The organism is Pseudomonas canadensis (genome assembly GCF_030980095.1).
Taxonomy (GTDB): Bacteria; Pseudomonadota; Gammaproteobacteria; order Pseudomonadales; family Pseudomonadaceae; genus Aquipseudomonas; species Aquipseudomonas canadensis.
In genome coordinates this window covers 4,938,009-4,958,045 of the sequence record NZ_CP133298.1, presented here as the reverse complement: position 1 = coordinate 4,958,045, position 20,037 = coordinate 4,938,009, and the positions used below count along the sequence as shown (strand labels likewise).

The following is a 20,037-nucleotide window of genomic DNA, read 5'->3' as shown; positions in this document are numbered from 1 at the left end:
ATGCAACCGATCTACATCGATTTTCTCAACGGCCTCGACATCGACGAACTGGGGCTTACCAATGACGAAATCCTCTGCGCCATCGAAGCGAGCCTGGCGATCCAGGGGCGTGGCGAGGCGGTGATCGAGCCGCGTACCCACCTGATTCCCGGCGGCGGGATCAACGGTCACTTCAACGTATTGCGTGGTGTGCTGGGCGGCGATATCGGCTATGCCGGTGTCAAAGTGGTGGGGGACTTTGTCGACAACTACCGCAAGGGTTTGCCCTCGGAATTGGCGATCCTCAACCTGCTGGACCCCGCCACCGGGATTCCCAAGGCCATCTTGGATGCCTCGGCGATCACCGACATGCGCACCGGTGCCATCACGGCCATCGGCGCCAAATACCTGGCCCGGCCCGACAGTAAAGTGCTGGCGCACATTGGTGCGCGTGGCACGGCGTATTGGAACGTGCGCTTGCTGGATCACCTGTTCGACTTCGACGAAATCCGTGTGCACTCACGCCGCAGCGAAAGCCGGGAAGCCTTCGCCGAGCGCCTGCGCAAGGACCTGGGCAAGTCGGTGATCGTCACCGACGATTGGGAGTCCACCGTGCGTGGCGCCGACATTGTGGTCGAGGCGTCGCGCCTTGATCAGCCCGAGCCCTTACTGCGCACTGAGTGGATCAAGCCCGGTGCCTTTGTGGTGCCCTACGGCACCATGAGCGCGGTGGAATTGTCCCTCACCGACATCATGAGCAAGCTGGTGGTCGATGATTGGGGCCAATGCAAAGGCGGGCTATTTGGCTCGCTGCGCGCCCATGTTGAGACTGGCAAACTCACTGCCGAGACCCTGCATGCCGAACTGGGCCAAATTGTTGCCGGCTTGAAAAGAGGCCGGGAAACCGCCGAGGAAACCATCCTGTTCTGGCACCGCGGCCTGAGCCTCAGTGATATCGCGTTGGGCCATGCGCTGCTGGAAAAAGCCGGGCGCCTGGGGATTGGCCAGCGGTTGCGCTGGGCATGATTCACTTCGATCCCGAAGGCTTGAGCCTCGCCGATTTGCTGGCGATTGCCCGCCAGGACGTACCCGCGGATTTCTCTGCGCAGGCCCGTCAGCGTATTGAAGAAGGCCATCAGTTGTTGGTGAAACTGGCGGCTGAAGGCACGCCAATTTATGGCGTAAATACCGGCCTCGGTGCAGCGGTGGATACGGCGGTAGCGCCCGTACAGGCGAGTATTGCGTTGGGTCGTGCGGTGGGGGTCGGGCGCCTTGCCAATCGCCAGGAGCTGCGTGCGATCACGGCTGCGCGGCTGGCCGGATTGGCTCAGGGGCGTTCGGGTATTTCTCCGGGGGCGGCGGATGCACTGCTAGCGTTGCTCAATTCCGGCGTCGAGCCCGATGTACCGTTGCTCGGCTCGTTGGGCGAGAGCGACCTGGCGCCACTGGCGCACCTGAGTCTCGCGTTGTCAGTGCCGCTGACCGGCAAAGATGGCTTGGCGCTGGTCTCTGCGAATGCGGCCAGTGTTGGGCTGGGCGCGTTGCTGGTGGCTGAGGCGCAGCGGGCCTTGGAGGTTTTGCTGGCGGCGCTGGCGTTATCGTGTGAAGGCTATCGGGCCAACCTCAGTCCGTTCCAGCCGTGGGCTTCGCGTCTGCGGCCTGCTCCGGGGCAAAGCGAGCAGTCGGCGGCGTTGTTGCAGTTGCTGGCGGGTGGTGAGTTGGCGGACAGCCCACGCCGCTTGCAGGACCCGTTGAGCTTTCGCTGTGCCACGGTGGTCCAGGGTGCGGCGCAGCAGGCGCTGCACGCCCTGCATGAATTGGTTGAATTGGAACTGCGCAGCGGTGCGGATAACCCGGCGTTGATCAGCGAAGCGTCGCTTGTGCTGGCCACGGCGAATTTCGACAGCACCCACTTGGCGCTGGCCACTGAAGGGTTGGGCCTGGCGCTTACCCGTGTCGCCGCGTGCAGCGCTGAACGCATTGCCAAGCTGCTGTCGCCGGCTTCCAGCGATCTGCCGCGCTTCCTGATCACTCAACCCGGTCATGTCGGCATGGCCGCCTTGCAGCGCACCAGTTCGGCGTTGGTCGCGGAAATCGGGCACCTGGCCAATCCGCTGCCGGCGGTCAGCGTGCCGGTGGCGGACCGTGTTGAAGACTATGCGGGCCAGGCCATGGCGGTGGTCGACAAGACTCGTCGCTTGACCGAGCGGGTGCTGTGGCTGGCCAGTATTGAACTGATCGTCGCCGCGCAGGCGGTGGATTTAAGGGGGGCGCTTCGGCTGGGGCAAGGTGTGCGGCTGGTCCATCAAGCCGTGCGCAGCCAGGTGGCTCATCTTGATGAAGACCGCTCAGGCTCGGTGGATGTACTGGCACTGGCCACCTTCCTCGAATCCACCCCATTCCCTCTGTAGGAGCCGGCTTGCCGGCGATAGGCCCGTGAGGACGCCATCGCCGGCAAGCCGGCTCCTACAGGGGCTGCGTTTGCCTTATGGATTCTCGGCGGCCAACGCCGCAATCACCGCCGGGCGCTCACCCACCCGCTGCTGAAACGCCGCCAGCGCCGGCCACTTATCCAAATCAATCGCGTGAAACGCCGCCCAGCGCAGCACCACAAACAGGTAGGCATCTGCCACCGAGTACTGCGCACCCAATAGGTAATCCTGGCGCTCCAGCGTCTGCACCAGCACCGTGAAACGCTTGAACAGCGTGGCCTGGAATGCAGCTTTCACTTCGCCCTGGATCGCACCGTTGAAGAACACGGCCAAGCCGCCATGAATCTCGCTGGCAATGAAGTTCAGCCATTCCTGCAGGCGCACGCGTTCCCAGCTGCCATTAGCCGGCGCCAGGCCCGCGGCGGGTTTCAGGTCGGCCAGGTATTGCAGGATCGCGCTGGCTTCGGTCAGCACCTGGCCGTTGTCCAGTTTCAGCGCCGCGACGTAGCCCTTGGGGTTGATCTGCAGGAAGTCTTCGCCGTCGGCGGTGATCTTGGCTTGGTTATCCACCAAGACCAGGTCGAACGGCAGCGCCAATTCGCGCAGCACGATATGCGGTGCGAGAGAACAGGCGTGGGGGAAGAAATACAGTTTCATCTGGGGCAGCTCCGTTGAATTTGCGCCAGTCTCGCGGGCGTGGCACCGTGCGTAAAATTAAACGTTCAGACCCCTGCCATAAGGACAGCTACTGCCATGATGAACCTGATGCACTGGCGCTTGCTGGTGGCCGTGGCCGATCACGGCAGCATCACCGCCGCCGCCGAGCGCGTGGGCATGACCCAATCCGCCGCCAGCCAGGCGATGGCCGGTATGGAAGCGACGCTGGGGGCGCAGCTGTTTACCCGTGAACCGCGCAAGACCTTGCCCACCGCCCTGGGCTTGAGTGTGATCGAGCAGGCGCGAGTCATGCTTGGGGCGTTGCAGGCGATTCGTAGCACCGTGGACGAAGCCAGGCCCATGTTGCGTGGGACTATTCGCATCGCCAGTTTCCCCATGGTGCTGGCGACATTTCTGACACCCGCATTGCAGCGTTTTGCGCAGCTCTATCCTGGTATTGACGTCACCAGCTTGGATGTCACTGACAACGAAGTGCTCACCTTGCTCGACACCGGCCTTATCGACTTGGGCGTGGTGCTCAACCCCCCGCCCGAGCGCAATGCGACGGTGTTGGGCCGTGACTTGTGGATGGCCGTGCTGCCAGTGGAGCACGCGCTGGCGCAACGCCCCGCCGATGCCACGGTGTCGCTTGAGGAATTGCTTGAGCAGCCTTTCGTGCTGGCTACCGGTGGCTGCACCGCCAATGCCCGCAGCCTGGGCGCCGCCGCCGGGCTGACCCTGCGCGATGTCCGCGTTGAGGTGCGTGAATGGAACAGTGCCTTCAGCCTGGTGCGTGAGGGCGTCGGCGTCACACTGGTGCCGGAAATGGCCTTGCCGTCCCAGCGCAAGGGCCTGCGCGTGATGGCGTTGGATGTGCCGCTGCACCGCGAATTTGCCTTGGTCGGCTCGCCGGATCGCCCACTGTCAGCCGCCGCCCTCGCATTGTTAAAAATGCTGGCTGACTAGTGGCCTTGCATAGCGCCAAGCCCTGTCTATGCTCACCCGGAACCGTTTATGACGCTTGGCATATAAAGCGATTTGGATGGTTATTTCCCCATGACGGTGTGCCAGTAATAGCCAACAAATGAATGGAATGCGCCTTCCAGGCGCCGGGAATCTAGGGTGATCTGACCATGTTCTACCGCCATCACAAATCCGACCTGCAACAAATCGAACGTTTTTCCTGCGCACTCACCGAATCCAACGCCAAACTCGCCGCTATCAGCCGTTCCATGGCCATGATCGAGTTCGACCCCAGTGGCGTGATCCTCGACGCCAACGACAATTTCTGCAAAACCATGGGCTATAGCGTCGAGGAAATACGCGGTAAACATCACCGCCTCTTTTGCGACGAGCCCTACACCCACACCGATGCCTACGCCAAGCTATGGCGCGACCTGGCGCGGGGCGAGGCCCTCAGTGGCACCTTCATGCGCTTGAACAAGCATGGCCAGGAAGTCTGGCTGGAAGCCAGCTACATGCCGGTGCTGGACAAGGACAATCACGTTCAGAGCGTAATCAAAGTCGCGTCGGACATTACTGCGCGAGTCCATCACGAGCATGAAAACCAGAGCCTGATCGATGCTATTGGCCGTTCCATGGCGGTGATCGAGTTCACCCCGCAGGGCCAGATCATCAACGCCAACGAAAACTTCCTGAAGACCGTGCAGTATTCTCTGGATGAAATCGTCGGCCAGCACCACAGCATGTTCTGCCACCGCAATGAACTGGAATCGCCGGCCTACAAGGCGTTCTGGGCGTCGCTCAATCGTGGCGAATACCACTCGCACCGCTTCGAGCGCAAAAACAAGTACGGCAAGACCCTGTTCCTGGAAGCCTCCTATAACCCGATCTTCGACACCAATGGCCGCCTGTACAAAGTGGTGAAGTTCGCCAGCGACATCACTGACCAAGTCACCACCCTGCGCACCGCCGCCGACTCGGCCCACGCCACCTCGGTGCAAAACGACGCCTGCGCACGCAAGGGCTCGGAGGTGGTGCAGCAAACCGTACAGATCATCGAAGAAATTTCCCACGATTTGAACCAAGCGGCGCAGAGCATCGATGCGGTGAGTAAACAATCGGACATCATCGGAGCCATCGTGCAGACCATCCGTAGCATTGCCGAGCAGACCAACATGCTCGCGCTCAACGCCGCGATTGAAGCGGCGCGGGCCGGCGAACACGGGCGCGGCTTTGCAGTGGTGGCCGACGAGGTGCGCAGCCTGGCCGCACGGACGAGCCATGCGACGGTGGAAATCGTCGATGTGGTGCGCAAGAACCACGACCTGTCGCTGAGCGCGGTGTCGAGCATGCAGTCGAGCCTAAGCCGCACGGGGCTGGGGGTGGAATTGGCGAATGAAGCGGGGCAGGTGATCCTGGAAATTCAGGAAGGGTCACGGCACGTAGTGGATGCGATCGGTCAGTTCAACTCGACGTTGCAACTGCAATAACCCAAACCCTATAGGAGCAGGCCTGCCGGCGATGGCGATCTTGAGGACGCTATCGCCGGCAAGCTGGCTCCTACACTGATTTGGGTGGCTTTTAGATTGCGGCCAGGGTTTCTTTTACTGTCTGGGCCTGCGGGTCAGCGGTTTTGGCGGCTACCTGCTGTTCTTGCTGTTGCTTCAAGCGCTCGGCCACTTGCTTGGCGAAGGCATCCTGCTTTTCCTTCGACATGTTCTGCAAATCGGCTTCAGTCAACCCCTGCTCCTTGAGCAGTTGGTCACGGATGCGCTCGGCCGGGGATTTGCTCATGTAGTCGGTGAATTCCGAGCGTGCACCGGAAGCGGCGCTGGTCGCCGGCACATCGCTGGTCGACGCGCTGGTCTGCAACTGCACGCGGGTCTTGGCAAAGGCTTCGTCGATGCGGTCGGCGGCCTTGTCCAGTTCCTTCTGCGCGGCGGGCACGGTCACGCTTTGCTGAGCGGCTTGCAAGGCGCCGCTGTACAGCGCGCTGGCGGCGGCGTTGGCGGGGTCCATGTCGGGCCGCTTGATCTGTTGAACAGTCGAAACGGCTTGGGTGTTGTTGTTAACCAGCATGATCGGTCACCTGGGGGAATGTTCGGTGCCACAGGTGGAGCAAATAGTGTGCCGGGTGTGAAGTGCCCGGTTTTATTGGGGATCGCCTGGCCGCTGCGGCAAGCATTGTCCCGCAGGCGGCCAACCGTTGCCGTCAATGGGCGATGTTTTCCAGCGCCAGGTTCCGCGTGCGCGGCCCGAACCAACTGATGGTGATCATCACGATCAACATGCTGCTGGCAATGAACGCCAACACGCCCGGCGTGCCCAGGTGTTCGAGGATAAAACCGATCAACAAACTGCTGAACACCGTGGACAAGCGGCTGAACGAGTAACAGAAGCCTACTGCCCGTGCGCGGATGTTGGTGGGGAACAATTCACTCTGGTACGAGTGATAGCTGAAGCTCAGCCAGGCGTTGCAGAACGTGATCATCACCCCACAGATCACCAGCCCCACCGCCGTGGTTTGCAGGGCAAACAGGCTGCCGAAGATCATCGCGCCGAGGGCCGAGCCGACGATCTGCCATTTGTTTTCAAAACGGTTGGCCACCTTCACGAACAGCAGCGGCCCCAGCGGATAGGCGAGGGTGATGATGAAGGCGTAGAGCAAGCTGTGGGTCACGCTCACACCCTGGCCGGACAGCAACGCCGGCAGCCAGTTGCCGAAACCGAAGAAGCCGATGGCCTGGAACACATGGAACACGATCAGCATCAAGGCGCGGCGGCGGTAAGGGGGCTGCCAGATATCGGCGAAGCGGCCGCTGCCTTGCACGCTGACGGCTTCGGGTTCGGGCTCATCCAAGGGTTTGCCATGGTCTTTCTGGCAGCGCGCTTCGAGGTTGTCCATGATCAGACCGGCCTCTTCAAAACGCCCTTTTTGTGCAAGCCAACGCGGCGACTCCGGCAAACGCTTGCGCAGTTGCCAGATAAACAGCGCAAACACGGCGCTCGACAACACCACCCAACGCCAACCTGACACGCCGAACGGCGCTTGCGGCACCAGCCACCACGACATCAACGCCACCGCCGGCACCGACAGGAACTGGATAAAAAACGCAAAGGCAAACGCCGAGCTGCGCATACGCTTGGGCACCAGTTCCGAGAGGTAAGCGTCGATGGTCACCAGTTCAATGCCCAGGCCAATGCCGACCAGGAAACGCATGCAGATGATGCCCACGGCGGAGGTCTGGATGCCCATCAATACTGTGGCGACGGTGTACCAGATCAACGCAAAGGTGAAGATCGCCCGCCGTCCGAAGCGGTCGGCGATGGGGCTGAGCAGGCTGGCGCCGAGGAACAGGCCGAGAAAAGTTGCCGAGGCGAATGCAGCCTGGTCCGAGAAGCCGAATACGCCCTCGCTGCCGGTATGGAAAATTCCGTCACTGATCAGGCCGGGGCTGATGTAGGCGGTTTGGAACAGGTCATACAGCTCGAAAAAACCGCCAATCGACAGTAACGCCACCAGGCGCCAGACGGTGGCGACGGCGGGGAGGCGGTCGATACGTGCGCTGATGTGGGCGGCGCGGATGGGGTCGATGCCGTCGGTGATAGAGAGTGCGGGCATGGGAAAACTCAATAAGTGATCGGAATCTCAAATGTCTGAAACGCATCATCCTGGGGATGGTAACCCAGCACCCGCGTGGTTTCGCTCAGGTCCAGGCGCTTGAAGCGGTTATTGGATATGCCATGGGCGATCAGGTGCTTCACGCCCTCGGCTTCCACCGAACGTTGCAGCAACTGCACGGCATCGCGTGGGCTGAGCCAGGCGCTGAGGTCGCGGGCGTTATTGAGGTCGTGGGTTTCGGGGAATTCGAAGGCGCCGATGCGCAGGGCAATGGTCGACAGCGGGGTCTTGGCAGCGTAATAGCCGCACAACGCTTCTCCGTAGCATTTGCTCACTCCATACAGATTGGCGGGCATCACCTGCATGCCGGGCGTGATCTGGCGGTCCACCGGGTAGCCTTCGATGGTTTGCGCGCTGCTGGCGAACACCAGGCGTTTCACGCCAGCGGCCACGGCGGCTTCGAACAGATAGGTGGTGGCAAGGATGTTATTGGGCAGCAACTCATCGAGCGACGCGCTGGCGTGGGGAATGCCCGACAAATGCACGATCACGTCGATGCCGTCGAGCAAGGCCACCAGACTGGACTGATCGCTGAGGTCGGCGTGCACGAAGCGGTGCTCGCCCAAGTCGAAATCCGGCGCGATGCGGTCGGTGAGGGTGAAGCGGTAACGGTCTTTCGAGGCGTCGAAAAACGTCTTGCCGATTCTGCCGCAGGCGCCGGTGAGCAGTACGTTGAGTCCTTTCACAGTGGCGTCCTTGTTTTTAGTTATGGCCGTCGAGGGCGAAGGTTTTAAAGCCAGGGCGCTGGCTGAGGCGCTGGTAATACGCCTCCACTGCAAGGTAGGGCGGATGTTCCAGCGGGGCGTTGCGCCAGCGGTGTACCGAGAGGCCGACGAGTATGTCCGCCAGGGTGAATTCAGCGCCGGTGACGTAGGCGCCGGTCTTGATCAGCTGTTGTTCGAGCAGGCCCATCTTGTCATTCCAGGCCTGCACGCCGGCTTGAATGCGCTGTGGGTCCTGGTAGTCCGGGTTCTGGCGCACCAACGCATGGAACGCGTAGCCCCAGGACGGGTTGAGTTCGGTGGCTTGCCAGTCCATCCATTGCTCGACCCGGGCCCGTGGCGCGGGTTCGGCGGGGAGCAGGTCGTGGCGTTGATAGAGGCTGACCAGGTAACGGCAGATGGTGTTGGATTCCCACAACACGCCGTGGTCATCGATCAACACCGGCACCTGGGCGTTGGGGTTCAGGGCGAGGAAGTCGGCGGATTGGGTGGGCTTGAAGCCGATGCCCCAGTCTTCGCGCTGGTAGTCGATGCCGAGTTCCTGGCAGGTCCAAAGCACTTTGCGCACGTTGATGGAGGACGTGCGGCCCAAGATTTTCAGTGAGTGTCCCATGGTGCTTTCCTAGCGGTGGAGAGCAACCAATCTAGCAGGGTCAGGTACTCTCCCGCACCTGCAACTCAAACCCCATGTCCACCACCGGCTTGGCGATCTTGTTGCCTGCCATGATTGTCAACAAGTGCTCCGCCGCACGCCGCCCAATCGCCTCACGCGGGGTGCTGATGCTGCTCAGGCGCGGCACCATGAAGGACGAGGCTGGCAGGTCGTTGAAACCGAGCACCGCGACGCGCTCCGGCACTTTGATGCCATGGCGCATGGCTTCCAGCAAGGCGCCCTGGGCCAGGTCGTCGTTGCCGAAGAAGATTGCATCCACGTCGGGATGGGCGGCCAGCAGTTGCAGGAAGAGTTCGCCACCCAGGCCGACTGAGGAAGGGCGGGGTGTCAGCAGTTCCAGCGCCGGGTCGTACAAGCCGGCGTGTTGCAGCGCTCGACGGAAACCTTCGCCGCGCAGCAACGTGCGTTGGTCCAGTTGCGCGCCGATATACGCCAGGCGTTTGTACCCACGGGACAACAGATGCGCCGCCGCCGTTTCGCCCGCGCTCAGTTGCGAGAAACCCACGCAGTTCACCCCGGCGTTGGGGTCCAGGTCCATCATGTACACGCACGGCACATTGCTGGCCTCGACCATCCGTCGGGCGCTTTCGGTGCGATCAAATCCGGTCAGCAGCAAACCCCGTGGCTGGTAGGCCATGTAGTTGCGCAGCAGGTTTTCTTCTTCATCGCGGGAATAATGGAAGTTGCCGATCAGCACTTCAAAGCCCTTGGGCCGCAGCACTTGGTGGATGGCTTCGAGGGTTTCGATAAACAGCAGGTTGGACAGCGATGGCACCAACACCACCACCGAATGGCTCTGGGCTGAGGCCAGGGCGCGGGCGGCGGGGTTGACCACGTAGTTCAGTTCGGCGGCGGCCTGCTGCACTTTTTCCACCAGTTCGGTGGCGACGGTGCTGATGCCGCGCAGCGCGCGGGACGCGGTAATCGGGCTGACGCCAGCCAGGCGGGCGACTTCGTTTAGGGTCGGGCGACCCGTGGTGCGCAATTTTTTATCGTTCTTGGAGGTCATCAGGCGGCTTGCCAAACAAAAATCGAGGCACTAAGGTAGCGCTGTCTCCAAAAGGCTGCAAATTCTTGAACAAAGGGTTGCCTGATCCTGTTCAAAGCGTTGGAGCGGATGCACGCGTCACTCCATAAAAAAAGACAAGACGGCGCGGGAAAAGCCTGTTTTTGCACTAGCCTTACAGCGAGCAAAGGTAGCGCTATCTGCGTCCTGAGGTGTTTCATGAGTCAACCTGTTACCGCCCTGGTCATCATGGGTGTTTCCGGCTGTGGCAAGTCCAGTGTCAGCGAGGCCCTGTGCCGCCTGAACGGCGCTACCGCCATTGAAGGCGACAGCTTTCACCCTGCCGCCAACATCGAAAAGATGAGCGCAGGCCACCCCCTCAACGACGACGACCGCGCCGGCTGGCTCGACATCCTCTGCGATGAACTGCGCCGTTCGCTCAAAGCGGGCGAGCATCCCGTGCTCACCTGTTCCGCCCTAAAGAAGAAATACCGCGATCACCTGCGCGAAGCCGCGCCGGGCCTGGGTTTTGTCTTTTTGGAGCTGACCCGCGCCGTGGCCGCCGACCGCGTGTCCCATCGCCCTGGGCATTTCATGCCAGCCAGCCTCATCGACAGCCAGTTTGCCACCCTTGAATCGCCCAAAGGCGAACCGCTGACCCTGGCTCTGAACGCCAGCGAAGACAGCATCGAGGAACTGGCCGAGCAGACCAACGCCTGGTGGCTGCAACACGGCTTTGAACCTACTCATTAATTTTTTGCCGGAAAAGATAGCGCTATCCCCGGCAGGAAATTCAACACCCGCTTTAATAACAACAACAAACAGGAGAGACCCCCCATGTTTGGCATGTCCCACGAGTCTTACCTGCTGCTTGATGCAGTGGTCACTATCATCGGGTTGATCGTTCTGATCACCAAGTTCAAGGTGCATCCGTTCATTGCACTGATCATCGCGGCCGGCTTCCTCGGCCTGACCTCGGGCATGCCCGTGGACAAGATCATCAAGGCGTTCCAGGACGGCTTCGGCGGGGTGCTCGGCTTTGTCGGCATCATCCTCGCGCTGGGCACGATGCTCGGCAAGATGATGGCCGAATCCGGCGGTGCCGATCAGATCGCCCAGACCCTGATCCGCGCCTTCGGCAAAGAGAAGGTCCAGTGGGCCATGATGTTTGCCGCGTTCCTGGTGGGCATCCCGCTGTTCTTCGAGATCGGCTTTGTGCTGCTGATCCCACTGGTGTTTATCGTCGCGCGCCGCACCGGCGTGTCGCTGATCAAGATCGGTATCCCGCTGCTCGCCGGCCTCTCGGCGGTACACGGGCTGGTGCCACCGCATCCGGGCCCGCTGCTGGCGATCGGCGTGTTTGGCGCGGACATCGGCAAGACCATCCTCTACGGCCTGATCGTCGCACTGCCGACCGCTATCATCGCCGGCCCGATCTTCGGTACGTTTATCGCCAAGTACATCCCGGGCAACCCGTCCCAGGAACTGGTCGATCAACTGGCCCGTGAGTCGGAACACAAGAACCTGCCGAGCTTCAGCATCACCCTGATTACCGTACTGTTGCCGGTGTTCCTGATGCTGCTCAAAACCTTCGCCGATATCGGCTTGCCGGACGGCCACATCGTGCGTAACTGGATGGACATGATCGGTCACCCGATCTCCGCCCTGTTGCTGGCGTTGCTGCTGTCGCTGTACACCTTTGGCCATCGCCAAGGCATCCACTCCAAGCAGATCCTCAAATTACTCGACGCCAGCCTGGCGCCGACCGCTGCGATCATCCTGATCATCGGTGCCGGTGGTGGCTTCAAGCAGATGCTGGTGACCAGCGGTGTGGGCGACGTGATTGGCCATATGGCGGTGAACGCGCAGATCAATCCGATCCTGCTGGCGTGGCTGGTGGCGGCGGTGATCCGTGTGGCAACCGGTTCGGCCACGGTGGCGACCATTACTGGCGCGGGCATTGTAGTGCCGGTGGTGGGGATGATTCCGGGGGTTAACCGTGAGCTGCTGGTGCTGGCAACGGGGGCGGGTTCGTTGATCCTGTCTCACGTCAACGATGCAGGGTTCTGGCTGGTGAAGCAGTACTTCAACATGACCGTGGCCGAGACGTTCAAGACGTGGACAGCGATGGAGACGATTCTGTCGATTGTGGCCCTGATCTTCATCATGTTGCTGTCGTTGGTGGTCTAACCGACACACTACAAAGGCCCTTTGAAAATGGGCCTATTGTGGCGAGCTGGCTTGTGTGGTGAGCGGGCTTGTGTGGTGAGCGGGCTTGCCCCGCGCTGGGCTGCGTAGCAGCCCTAAAACCAAACGCCGCATTCTGCCTGACAGAATGCGGCGTTTTTGTTGGGGCGGCTTCGCCACCCAGCGCGGGGCAAGCCCGCTCACCACACAAGCCCGCTCACAACATAAACCTGTTGTGTCAGGTCTTGTGAACCAGCCCATCCGCCCTGAACATCCCGCGAATCCCCCGCACCGCCTGGCGAATCCGGTCCTGATTCTCGATCAGCGCAAAGCGCACATGGTCATCGCCATACTCGCCAAAGCCGATGCCCGGCGACACACACACCTTGGCCTCCAGCAGCAGCTTTTTGGCAAATTCCAGCGAACCCATGGCGGCATATGCCTCGGGAATCTTCGCCCAGACGTACATCGACGCCTTCGGGTTCTCGACCATCCAGCCCAGCTCATGCAGGCCCTTGACCAGCACATTGCGGCGCTGGCGGTATTGTTCGGCGATGTCTTTCACGCACTGCTGGTCGCCTTCCAATGCCGCAATCGCCGCGACTTGCAGCGGGGTGAAGGTGCCGTAGTCGTGGTAGCTCTTGATGCGTGCCAGGGCGTTGACCAGTTCCGGGTTGCCGACCATGAAGCCGATGCGCCAGCCGGCCATGTTGTAGCTCTTGGACAAGGTGAAAAATTCCACCGCGATGTCCTTGGCGCCCGGCACTTGCATGATCGACGGGGCTTTCCAGCCGTCGTAGACGATGTCGGCGTAGGCCAGGTCGTGGATCACCAGCACGTCGTACTGCTTGGCCAGCGCGATCACACGTTCGAAGAAGTCCAGTTCCACGCACTGCGCGGTGGGGTTGGACGGAAAGCCGAGGATCATCATCTTCGGCTTGGGAATCGAGCCGCGAATCGCCCGTTCCAGCTCCGCGAAGAAGTCCACGCCAGGCACCAGCGGCACCGAGCGCACCTGGGCGCCGGCAATTACCGCACCGTAGATGTGAATCGGGTAGCTGGGGTTGGGCACCAGTACGGTGTCGCCCTGGTCCAGGGTGGCCAGCATCAAGTGCGCCAGGCCTTCCTTGGAACCGATGGTCACGATAGCTTCCGACTCGGGGTCGATGTCCACGTCATAACGGTCCTTGTACCAGCGCGAAATCGCCCGGCGCAGACGCGGAATGCCTTTGGACGTGGAGTAGCCGTGAGTGTCTTCACGCTGGGCGACTTGCACCAGCTTTTCGACAATGTGCGGCGGCGTGGCGCCGTCAGGGTTGCCCATGCTCAAGTCGATGATGTCTTCGCCGCGCCGACGCGCAGCCATCTTCAGCTCGGCAGTGATGTTGAAAACATACGGGGGGAGTCGATCTATGCGCGCAAAGCGGCGCGGCGAACCTTGGTCTGCCATTGTTGCCTCGAGAGTACGTAAGCGCCCGGAACCGTCCGAGCGACGTCGGCCACTGCGGTGGCCTGCGGGGCAGACAATACGGTCGATGATGGCCCGTTGTCCAGATGCGCCGAAAAATTTTCTACATGGAGTACGACGTGGATATGCCCCTATACTCGTTGCGGGTTTGTTCCCTCATAAGAAGGAGACTGTTCGTATGGATCAGCAGACAAAACAACCGTTAGAGCCACGCATGGAAGCCGGTAAAGCCCTGGTGATCGCCGGGGTGCAAGGGCGTTATTCGAAGGCCACCGTGGGCGATATCCCCAAGCTGTGGGAGTTGTTCGACACCTGCATCAAGGACATCAAGAAGCGTGTGGGCGGTGTGACGTATGGCGTTTGCCATAACCCCAAGCATGGCGAATTCGACTACATGGCCGGTGTCGAAGTCCCGACCAAAGCCGATGTGCCAGGCAACTTCAAATGCATCGAAATCCCACCGCTCAACTACGCCGTGTTCCCGCATTACGGGCCGGTGCATGCGCTTGAACAAACCTACGAGCGCATCATGTTCGAATGGCTGCCGCACTCGGGATACAAGGTGATGGGCGCGGATTTCGAGCGCTACAGCGCGGACTTTGACGTGAGCAAGGGCACCGGGACAGTGGAGATCTGGTTGCCGGTGGGCGAAAGAGGCTGACGCCCCTTGTAGGAGCCGGCTTGTCGAATCGTCGCACCGCGGCGATGGCGACCTTGAATTTGGCGACGATCTTTCGGGCCTCATCGCCGGCAAGCCGGCTCCTACCGATGTATCAATACAGCGTGCTTCGGACCCGCTCTGGCATCTCCCGGTCATAGGCCTCGGCGTCAAATTGCCCATCATTGAGCCGTTTGTGAAACGCGCCGGCCGACGGTAATGCCGAGCGGTCCAGATGCTTCTCGGGGTTCCAGCAGTCCGAGCGCACAAACGCCTTGGAACAGTGGAAATACGCGGCCTCCACCTGCACCAGAATCACCGACCGCGCCGCTTTGCCATTCACCGCAAAACTCTCCAGCAGTTCCGGTTCGATTGAAATCTGCGCCCGGCCGTTAACGCGCAAGGTCTCACCAATCCCCGGAATGATGAACAGCAGCGCAATCCGCGGATCCTGCACCAGATTGCGCAGGGTATCGAGGCGGTTGTTCCCCGGCCGATCCGGAATCGCCAAGGTGCGCTCATCCACAATCCGCACGAACCCCGGCACATCCCCGCGTGGCGAACCGTCGATACCGTCCGGCCCGGACGAACTCACCACCACCAGTGGTGAAGCCCGCACCATTGCCTGGTAGTCCTCATTGAGAAACGGGATTTCCTTGCGTACGGCGCGCTCGTGGGGGAGGCCGTAGAGCGCTTCGAGTTGTTCGAGGGTTGTCAGCATGCTTACCATCTCCTTATCGTTCAAAATATCAACGCCAGCCGGCGCTCATACCCAATCCGCCCCTTATACGCCTCCCCGCTGTCCACCCACCCAGCCCCCAGATACAGCCTCATCGCCGCCCCATTATCCGCATCCACCGACAACTCCAGCCCCTTGATCTGCGGCCACGCCTGCAATGCCGCTGCGGGCAGCGCTTGCAGGCAGCATTTGCCAAACCCACGCCCTTGCTGATGCCGATCCACCTGCAACGCATGCAAGGTTGCGCTGTGTGCATCCGCCCAGTGGGGCAGGCAAGGCGGGCGTTTGAGCAGTAGGAATGCCACGGGCGTTTCGTCGGCGAGCAGGGCGAAGCCTTTGATGGCATCGGGATGGGGATTGACCAGCAGGCTGTTCAGCGCACAGTAGATATCGCCGGAATAAGCCAGTTGTTCGGGGTGCACTTGCAGGGTGTCGAGTTGCTGTTTCTGCGCAAGGCTCAGCGTCTCATAAAGGGCGAGGCGGGTTTCCATCGGGGGCGTATCCGAAATCCTACAAAGAGGCATCGATTCTAGCGGGTTTGCCGGGGGCGAAATTATTTTTAAGCGGCTTGTCGATTTGCCGGTTGGCCATTCGACTAAGGGTGTCTTCCGTGATGTTTTCTGCCCCAAGGAGTATCGCCATGAGCACTGCCATCAACACCCTGATCGAACAATGGAAAGAAGCGGTCACCGCCAAGGATGTCGAGAAAATTGTCAGCTATTACGCCGACGATATCGTCGCGTTCGACGCCGTTGGCGCCCTGCAATTCAAGGGCAAGGCGGCGTACCAGGCACATTGGCAGGCCTGCATGGAATTCTGCCCTGGCCCCGGCGTTTTCGACTTTCATGAGCTGCATATCGTTGCCGGAGCAGACAGCGCCTTTGCCCATTGGCTGGCCCACTGTGGCGGCACCGGGCCGGACGGTGTGCTCAAGACTTGCTGGATGCGCGTCAGCGCCGGTTATCAACGCATCGATGGCCAATGGAAAGTGGTGCATGAGCACTGGTCCGCGCCGTTCGACATGGAAACCGGCGCCGGTCTGTTCGACCTGAAACCTTGACCTGCGCGATCTATAGTCAGTAGTCCGAAAACGGAGAAGGCCATGAAATACCTCTGCCTGATCTACAGCAACGAACAGGTGCTGCACACCTCGCCGGATAGCCCGGCAGACCCGGAGTGCTTCGCCTACGCGCAGTCCGTTCGGGCCAGCGGTCGCATGCTGGCTGCCGAGCCGCTGCAGTCGGTGAGCACCGCCACCACCGTGCGTATGCGCAATGGCAAGTTGTCGATCACCGACGGGCCGTTTGCCGAGACCAAGGAGCAGCTCGCCGGTTTCTACCTGATCGAGGCCCGTGACTTGAATGAAGCGGTCCAGGTGGCCGGTGGTATTCCGGCCGCTCGGGTCGGCAGTGTGGAAGTGCGCCCCGTGCGTGAATTGAATCTCTGAATACAACAACCCTAAGACTCAAGAGGTTTACACCATGTCTACGCAATCTGCCGAGTTTGAATTGTCCATCCGCCGTGTGATCGATGCACCGCCTAGCCGCGTGTTCCGTGCCTGGACCGAGCCCGCCTTGCTCCAGCAATGGTGGGGGCCTCACGGCATGACCACCCCCGAGTGCGAAATGGACCTGTGGGTCGGTGGTTTGTTTCGCACCTTGATGCGGGCGCCGGACGGTGCCGAGTACCCGACCCAAGGTGTGTTTCTGGAAATTGATGCGCCCAATCGGCTGGTGTTTACCGACGCTTTCATGCCCGGCTGGATACCTTCGGGCAAGCCTTTCATGAGCGCCGAAGTCACCTTCGAAGAGGTCGACGGCAAGACGCTTTACACCGCCCGCGCCATGCACTGGAGTGCCGAAGACAAGCAGGCCCACGAAGCCATGGGCTTTCATGATGGCTGGGGCCAGAGCCTGGATCGGCTGGTCACCCTGGTGACCGAGGGCATGCCCGATTGACCCATCCGGTCGAGGCCATTTATCGCCGCGAATCACGTCGAGTCCTCGCGACGCTTATTCGCTTGCTGGGCGATTTCGACCTGGCCGAAGAAGCCCTGCACGAAGCGTTTTTTGTGGCGGTGCAGCGTTGGTCGCAGGAGGGTGTGCCGGACAATCCACGCGCCTGGCTGGTATCGACCGGGCGCTTCAAGGCCATCGACCGTCTACGCCGCCAGGCACGTTTCACCCCGTTGTTGCAGGAGCAGGCCAATGCATTGGAAGCGGCTGACTGGAGCGATGAAGACGTGGAAGACGATCGCCTACGGCTGATTTTCACCTGCTGCCACCCGGCACTGGCGGCCGACGCCCAGGCGGCGCTGACCTTGCGCGAGATCTGTGACCTCACCACCGAAGAAATCGCCCGGGCGTTCCTGGCCACGCCGGCCACCATCGCCCAGCGCATCGTGCGGGCCAGGGGCAAGATCCGCGAGGCGAAGATCCCGTATCAAGTGCCATCCCGAGACGAATTGCCTGAGCGGCTGGACAGCGTGTTGCGGGTGATTTACCTGGTGTTCAACGAGGGATATTCGGCGTCCATGGGGGCCGATATGACCCGCGAGGATTTGACCCGTGAGGCCATTCGCCTGGGGCGTTTGTTGACGGAGCTGCTGCCCGAACCGGAAGTCATGGGCCTGCTGGCGTTAATGCTGCTGCACGAATCCCGTCGCCCGGCACGCACCACGGCCAGTGGGGAGTTGGTGTTGTTGGATGAACAGGACCGCTCGCTGTGGGATGTGTCCATGATTGGCGAAGGCTGCGCACTGGTGGAGCATGCACTTGGCACACGGCGCTTTGGTCCGTATTGCCTGCAAGCCGCGATTGCGGCTGTACACGCCGAAGCGTCCAGTGCGGGTGAAACCGATTGGCCGCAGATCGTCGGGCTTTACGATGTGTTGCTCAGGATGATGCCGTCAGCGGTGATCGAACTGAACCGTGCCGTGGCATTGGCCATGCGCGATGGCCCCTTGGCGGGATTGCAGCAGGTCGAAGGGATTCTGGCGCGTGGCGAGTTGCTGGATTATCACCTGGCGCACTCGGCACGCGGGGAGTTTTACCGGCAATTGGGCCGTGTCGAAGAGGCGCGAGTCGCCTACGAACGGGCGCTGGCCTTGGCCCAACAAGCACCCGAACGCAGGTTTATCGAAAAGCGTTTGGCTGGACTCTGAATCAAGGCTGCTGACGCGTTGCCGCCAATACGATTTCGCGAATGCACACATGCTGCGGCTGCTGGTAGGCATAGGCAATCGCCGAGGCCACGTCATCGGCGCTGAGTACGGTGCCGCCCATGGCCTGTTTCCACGCCTGATAGCCGGTCTTGATCGCCTCATCGGTGGTGTGGCTGAGCAGTTCGGTTTCCACCGCACCTGGGGCAATGGTGATGACGCGCACGTTGCTCGGCGACAATTCTTCGCGCAGGTTTTCCGAAATCCCGTGTACCGCGAACTTGGTGCCGACATACGCCACATGATTCGGGAAGGTCTTGCGCCCGGCCACCGAGCTGACGTTGATGATGGTGCCGCCTCGGCGCGCAACCATGCTGCCGGCCACGGCGTGGATGCCGTTGAGCAGGCCTTTTACGTTCACATCCAGCATCTGTTCCCACTGCGCCGGGTCTTGCTCGCTGACTGCGCCCAGCAGCATTACGCCGGCATTGTTGATCAGCGCATCGGCTGGGCCGAACCGGGCTTCGGCTTCTTGCACGGCGGCGACCAGGGCCGCGCGGTCGGTGATGTCGACCCCACGGTTCAAGGTGTTCGGCAGGCGCAGATCGTTGAGGCGATCAATGCGACGCGCCAGCAACAACAGCGGGTGCCCGGCGGCTGACAATCGGCGGGCGGTGGCTTCGCCGATACCGGAACTGGCGCCGGTGATGATGATCAGTGGCTTGCTCATGCATGAACTCCTGGGATAAGAAAAACCGATAACTGAATCGTGACTGCAGTATATTTACCGTCGCAAAGGCTGAAAAATGCCTTATTTCTCTGTCAGCCATCGGATTCAGCTATGGATGTTCGTCACCTCAAGGCATTTCTCGCGGTCTTTGAAGAGCGCAATATCACTGCGGCGGCCCAGCGTTTGTTCATCAGCCAGCCGACCTTGTCGGTAACCATCAAACAACTGGAAGACGAACTGGGCGTGGCGTTGTTTGTGCGTCAGCCACGGGGTGTGGAGGTGAGTGCCGAGGCGCGTGTGCTGTACCCCCAGGCACGACGCATGGTGGCTGAAGCCGATGCATTGAGCCGCCTGTTTCGCGGACGCGAAAATCGCATCGCCCTGGAACTGGGGGTGGAAGGCGATATTGCCGACAGCCAGATCGAAACCTTCCTGCGCATGGCGCACCAAGGCCTGCCGGGTTTGCTGCTGACCTTGCAGGAAGGCTGCGAAGGCGAAGGGCGCCTGGCCGTGGAGGAAATGTGCTGCGAGGACGAGTTGTTCCTGCCGCTTTGGGAAGAGTCGTACGTGATGGCGTTGCCTGCCGCGCATCCCATGGCGCAGCCGGGCAAGGAACAGGCCTGGACGCCGATTGAAGACTGGATCACCTGCCCGCAGCACGATTCCCATCAACGCTTGATGGCCTTGTACGGTCGCTCGCCGCAAGCGGTGGCCGGGCATGCCGGTTCGCTGACCCAGGCGTTGCATATGGTCGCGGCGGGTGTGGGCGTGGCGATGTTGCCGCATTCGCTGGCGGCGGAGCGGGCCGGTGTGGTGATTCGGGAGTGGCATTTGCCGGCCCCCACGCGTCGGGTGGGCTTGTGTTTTGCTGCGCAAGCCTTGGAGTCGCCCGCATTACGTGCGCTGCACGAGTATTTCCAGGCAAACCGCCCGCCGCAACTCGTAGCCGCTTGACTCATATCGAACGTTCAACGGTTGCCA

At 61.2% G+C, this 20,037-nt stretch carries 22 protein-coding genes and 1 pseudogene; 13 read left to right on the top strand and 10 right to left on the bottom strand.

Going from position 1 to position 20,037, the window contains the following annotated elements; translation table 11 throughout:
• The gene (locus tag RB216_RS23020) at nucleotides 1-1,005 is read left to right on the top strand and encodes an ornithine cyclodeaminase family protein (RefSeq protein ID WP_305382507.1); all 1,005 of its coding nucleotides are present in this window, start codon (nucleotides 1-3) and stop codon (nucleotides 1,003-1,005) included.
• The gene (locus RB216_RS23015) at nucleotides 1,002-2,390 is read left to right on the top strand and encodes an aromatic amino acid lyase (protein ID WP_308907942.1); all 1,389 of its coding nucleotides are present in this window, start codon (nucleotides 1,002-1,004) and stop codon (nucleotides 2,388-2,390) included. The genes RB216_RS23020 and RB216_RS23015 overlap by 4 nt, the downstream gene beginning before the upstream one ends.
• Before the next feature lie 75 nt (nucleotides 2,391-2,465).
• Here the strand turns inward: RB216_RS23015 and gstA are convergent, their stop codons facing one another.
• Nucleotides 2,466-3,068 carry a glutathione transferase GstA gene (gene gstA, locus RB216_RS23010; RefSeq protein ID WP_308907941.1) on the bottom strand — a complete coding sequence of 201 codons (603 nt, stop codon included), beginning with the start codon at nucleotides 3,066-3,068 and terminating at the stop codon, nucleotides 2,466-2,468.
• Between the two features lie 96 nt (nucleotides 3,069-3,164).
• Between gstA and RB216_RS23005 the strand changes: the two genes are divergently transcribed.
• The 3 genes and pseudogenes from RB216_RS23005 (at nucleotide 3,165) to RB216_RS29910 (ending at nucleotide 5,521) form a co-directional block, all read left to right on the top strand.
• The gene (locus tag RB216_RS23005; RefSeq protein WP_068932363.1) at nucleotides 3,165-4,034 is read left to right on the top strand and encodes a LysR family transcriptional regulator; all 870 of its coding nucleotides are present in this window, start codon (nucleotides 3,165-3,167) and stop codon (nucleotides 4,032-4,034) included.
• A gap of 167 nt (nucleotides 4,035-4,201) precedes the next feature.
• A pseudogene (locus RB216_RS29915) lies at nucleotides 4,202-4,978 on the top strand (PAS domain-containing protein); the annotation flags it as partial.
• Nucleotides 4,952-5,521: a methyl-accepting chemotaxis protein gene (locus tag RB216_RS29910; RefSeq protein WP_372514816.1), complete on the top strand. Its 570-nt coding sequence runs from the start codon at nucleotides 4,952-4,954 to the stop codon at nucleotides 5,519-5,521. The pseudogene RB216_RS29915 and the gene RB216_RS29910, both read left to right, overlap by 27 nt.
• A 91-nt stretch (nucleotides 5,522-5,612) precedes the next feature.
• On the opposite strand, the gene RB216_RS22995 is transcribed toward RB216_RS29910, so the two are convergent.
• The 5 genes from RB216_RS22995 to gntR form a co-directional block, all read right to left on the bottom strand.
• A complete protein-coding gene (locus RB216_RS22995) occupies nucleotides 5,613-6,110 on the bottom strand; it encodes a hypothetical protein (protein WP_028617673.1) in 498 nt (165 codons plus the stop codon).
• 133 nt (nucleotides 6,111-6,243) lie between these two features.
• Complete coding sequence (locus tag RB216_RS22990; RefSeq protein WP_028617672.1) at nucleotides 6,244-7,653, bottom strand: MFS transporter; 1,410 nt, start codon at nucleotides 7,651-7,653, stop codon at nucleotides 6,244-6,246.
• Between the two features lie 8 nt (nucleotides 7,654-7,661).
• A complete protein-coding gene (locus RB216_RS22985; protein ID WP_308907939.1) occupies nucleotides 7,662-8,399 on the bottom strand; it encodes an NAD-dependent epimerase/dehydratase family protein in 738 nt (245 codons plus the stop codon).
• A 16-nt stretch (nucleotides 8,400-8,415) separates the two neighbouring features.
• The gene (locus tag RB216_RS22980; protein WP_028617670.1) at nucleotides 8,416-9,048 is read right to left on the bottom strand and encodes a glutathione S-transferase family protein; all 633 of its coding nucleotides are present in this window, start codon (nucleotides 9,046-9,048) and stop codon (nucleotides 8,416-8,418) included.
• Between the two features lie 40 nt (nucleotides 9,049-9,088).
• Entirely contained in the window at nucleotides 9,089-10,120 is a 1,032-nt protein-coding gene (gene gntR, locus RB216_RS22975; RefSeq protein WP_028617669.1) for an HTH-type transcriptional regulator GntR, read from the bottom strand.
• A gap of 213 nt (nucleotides 10,121-10,333) precedes the next feature.
• Between gntR and RB216_RS22970 the strand changes: the two genes are divergently transcribed.
• Nucleotides 10,334-10,867, top strand: coding sequence for a gluconokinase (locus RB216_RS22970; protein ID WP_016975994.1), 534 nt, complete (start codon nucleotides 10,334-10,336; stop codon nucleotides 10,865-10,867).
• Between the two features lie 84 nt (nucleotides 10,868-10,951).
• Nucleotides 10,952-12,304, top strand: coding sequence for a GntP family permease (locus tag RB216_RS22965; protein WP_068932357.1), 1,353 nt, complete (start codon nucleotides 10,952-10,954; stop codon nucleotides 12,302-12,304).
• Nucleotides 12,305-12,539: 235 nt separating this feature from the next.
• On the opposite strand, the gene alaC is transcribed toward RB216_RS22965, so the two are convergent.
• The gene (alaC, locus tag RB216_RS22960) at nucleotides 12,540-13,751 is read right to left on the bottom strand and encodes an alanine transaminase (protein WP_308907938.1); all 1,212 of its coding nucleotides are present in this window, start codon (nucleotides 13,749-13,751) and stop codon (nucleotides 12,540-12,542) included.
• 196 nt (nucleotides 13,752-13,947) lie between these two features.
• On the opposite strand from alaC, the gene RB216_RS22955 reads away from it, so the two are divergent.
• Nucleotides 13,948-14,430 carry a GyrI-like domain-containing protein gene (locus RB216_RS22955; RefSeq protein ID WP_236320925.1) on the top strand — a complete coding sequence of 161 codons (483 nt, stop codon included), beginning with the start codon at nucleotides 13,948-13,950 and terminating at the stop codon, nucleotides 14,428-14,430.
• Nucleotides 14,431-14,542: 112 nt separating this feature from the next.
• On the opposite strand, the gene RB216_RS22950 is transcribed toward RB216_RS22955, so the two are convergent.
• Nucleotides 14,543-15,148, bottom strand: a complete 606-nt coding sequence (locus RB216_RS22950) for a pyridoxamine 5'-phosphate oxidase family protein (protein ID WP_028617666.1) — start codon at nucleotides 15,146-15,148, stop codon at nucleotides 14,543-14,545.
• A 20-nt stretch (nucleotides 15,149-15,168) separates the two neighbouring features.
• The gene (locus tag RB216_RS22945; protein WP_028617665.1) at nucleotides 15,169-15,657 is read right to left on the bottom strand and encodes a GNAT family N-acetyltransferase; all 489 of its coding nucleotides are present in this window, start codon (nucleotides 15,655-15,657) and stop codon (nucleotides 15,169-15,171) included.
• A 149-nt stretch (nucleotides 15,658-15,806) separates the two neighbouring features.
• Between RB216_RS22945 and RB216_RS22940 the strand changes: the two genes are divergently transcribed.
• The 4 genes from RB216_RS22940 to RB216_RS22925 are packed head-to-tail and all read left to right on the top strand — an operon-like array spanning nucleotide 15,807 to nucleotide 18,329.
• On the top strand, nucleotides 15,807-16,226 hold the full coding sequence (locus RB216_RS22940) for a YybH family protein (RefSeq protein WP_028617664.1): 420 nt from the start codon (nucleotides 15,807-15,809) through the stop codon (nucleotides 16,224-16,226).
• Between the two features lie 42 nt (nucleotides 16,227-16,268).
• Entirely contained in the window at nucleotides 16,269-16,613 is a 345-nt protein-coding gene (locus tag RB216_RS22935) for a YciI family protein (RefSeq protein WP_028617663.1), read from the top strand.
• A 34-nt stretch (nucleotides 16,614-16,647) separates the two neighbouring features.
• Nucleotides 16,648-17,124, top strand: a complete 477-nt coding sequence (locus RB216_RS22930; RefSeq protein ID WP_028617662.1) for an SRPBCC family protein — start codon at nucleotides 16,648-16,650, stop codon at nucleotides 17,122-17,124.
• Entirely contained in the window at nucleotides 17,121-18,329 is a 1,209-nt protein-coding gene (locus tag RB216_RS22925; protein ID WP_308907937.1) for an RNA polymerase sigma factor, read from the top strand. Before RB216_RS22930 ends, RB216_RS22925 begins: the two co-directional genes overlap by 4 nt.
• A 1-nt stretch (nucleotide 18,330) precedes the next feature.
• On the opposite strand, the gene RB216_RS22920 is transcribed toward RB216_RS22925, so the two are convergent.
• Nucleotides 18,331-19,056 carry an SDR family oxidoreductase gene (locus RB216_RS22920; RefSeq protein ID WP_028617660.1) on the bottom strand — a complete coding sequence of 242 codons (726 nt, stop codon included), beginning with the start codon at nucleotides 19,054-19,056 and terminating at the stop codon, nucleotides 18,331-18,333.
• Nucleotides 19,057-19,167: 111 nt separating this feature from the next.
• On the opposite strand from RB216_RS22920, the gene RB216_RS22915 reads away from it, so the two are divergent.
• Nucleotides 19,168-20,010 carry a LysR family transcriptional regulator gene (locus RB216_RS22915; protein ID WP_028617659.1) on the top strand — a complete coding sequence of 281 codons (843 nt, stop codon included), beginning with the start codon at nucleotides 19,168-19,170 and terminating at the stop codon, nucleotides 20,008-20,010.
• Nucleotides 20,011-20,037 lie beyond the last annotated feature (27 nt).

Bases quoted from the DNA above. Each gene is read 5' to 3' on its own strand.
- RB216_RS23020 (WP_305382507.1), top strand. From the start codon at position 1: ATGCAACCGATCTACATCGATTTTCTCAACGGCCTCGACATCGACGAA.
- RB216_RS23015 (WP_308907942.1), top strand. From the start codon at position 1,002: ATGATTCACTTCGATCCCGAAGGCTTGAGCCTCGCCGATTTGCTGGCG.
- gstA (WP_308907941.1), bottom strand. From the start codon at position 3,068: ATGAAACTGTATTTCTTCCCCCACGCCTGTTCTCTCGCACCGCATATC.
- RB216_RS23005 (WP_068932363.1), top strand. From the start codon at position 3,165: ATGATGAACCTGATGCACTGGCGCTTGCTGGTGGCCGTGGCCGATCAC.
- RB216_RS22995 (WP_028617673.1), bottom strand. From the start codon at position 6,110: ATGCTGGTTAACAACAACACCCAAGCCGTTTCGACTGTTCAACAGATC.
- RB216_RS22990 (WP_028617672.1), bottom strand. From the start codon at position 7,653: ATGCCCGCACTCTCTATCACCGACGGCATCGACCCCATCCGCGCCGCC.
- RB216_RS22980 (WP_028617670.1), bottom strand. From the start codon at position 9,048: ATGGGACACTCACTGAAAATCTTGGGCCGCACGTCCTCCATCAACGTG.
- RB216_RS22970 (WP_016975994.1), top strand. From the start codon at position 10,334: ATGAGTCAACCTGTTACCGCCCTGGTCATCATGGGTGTTTCCGGCTGT.
- RB216_RS22965 (WP_068932357.1), top strand. From the start codon at position 10,952: ATGTTTGGCATGTCCCACGAGTCTTACCTGCTGCTTGATGCAGTGGTC.
- alaC (WP_308907938.1), bottom strand. From the start codon at position 13,751: ATGGCAGACCAAGGTTCGCCGCGCCGCTTTGCGCGCATAGATCGACTC.
- RB216_RS22955 (WP_236320925.1), top strand. From the start codon at position 13,948: ATGGATCAGCAGACAAAACAACCGTTAGAGCCACGCATGGAAGCCGGT.
- RB216_RS22950 (WP_028617666.1), bottom strand. From the start codon at position 15,148: ATGCTGACAACCCTCGAACAACTCGAAGCGCTCTACGGCCTCCCCCAC.
- RB216_RS22945 (WP_028617665.1), bottom strand. From the start codon at position 15,657: ATGGAAACCCGCCTCGCCCTTTATGAGACGCTGAGCCTTGCGCAGAAA.
- RB216_RS22940 (WP_028617664.1), top strand. From the start codon at position 15,807: ATGAGCACTGCCATCAACACCCTGATCGAACAATGGAAAGAAGCGGTC.
- RB216_RS22935 (WP_028617663.1), top strand. From the start codon at position 16,269: ATGAAATACCTCTGCCTGATCTACAGCAACGAACAGGTGCTGCACACC.
- RB216_RS22930 (WP_028617662.1), top strand. From the start codon at position 16,648: ATGTCTACGCAATCTGCCGAGTTTGAATTGTCCATCCGCCGTGTGATC.
- RB216_RS22920 (WP_028617660.1), bottom strand. From the start codon at position 19,056: ATGAGCAAGCCACTGATCATCATCACCGGCGCCAGTTCCGGTATCGGC.
- RB216_RS22915 (WP_028617659.1), top strand. From the start codon at position 19,168: ATGGATGTTCGTCACCTCAAGGCATTTCTCGCGGTCTTTGAAGAGCGC.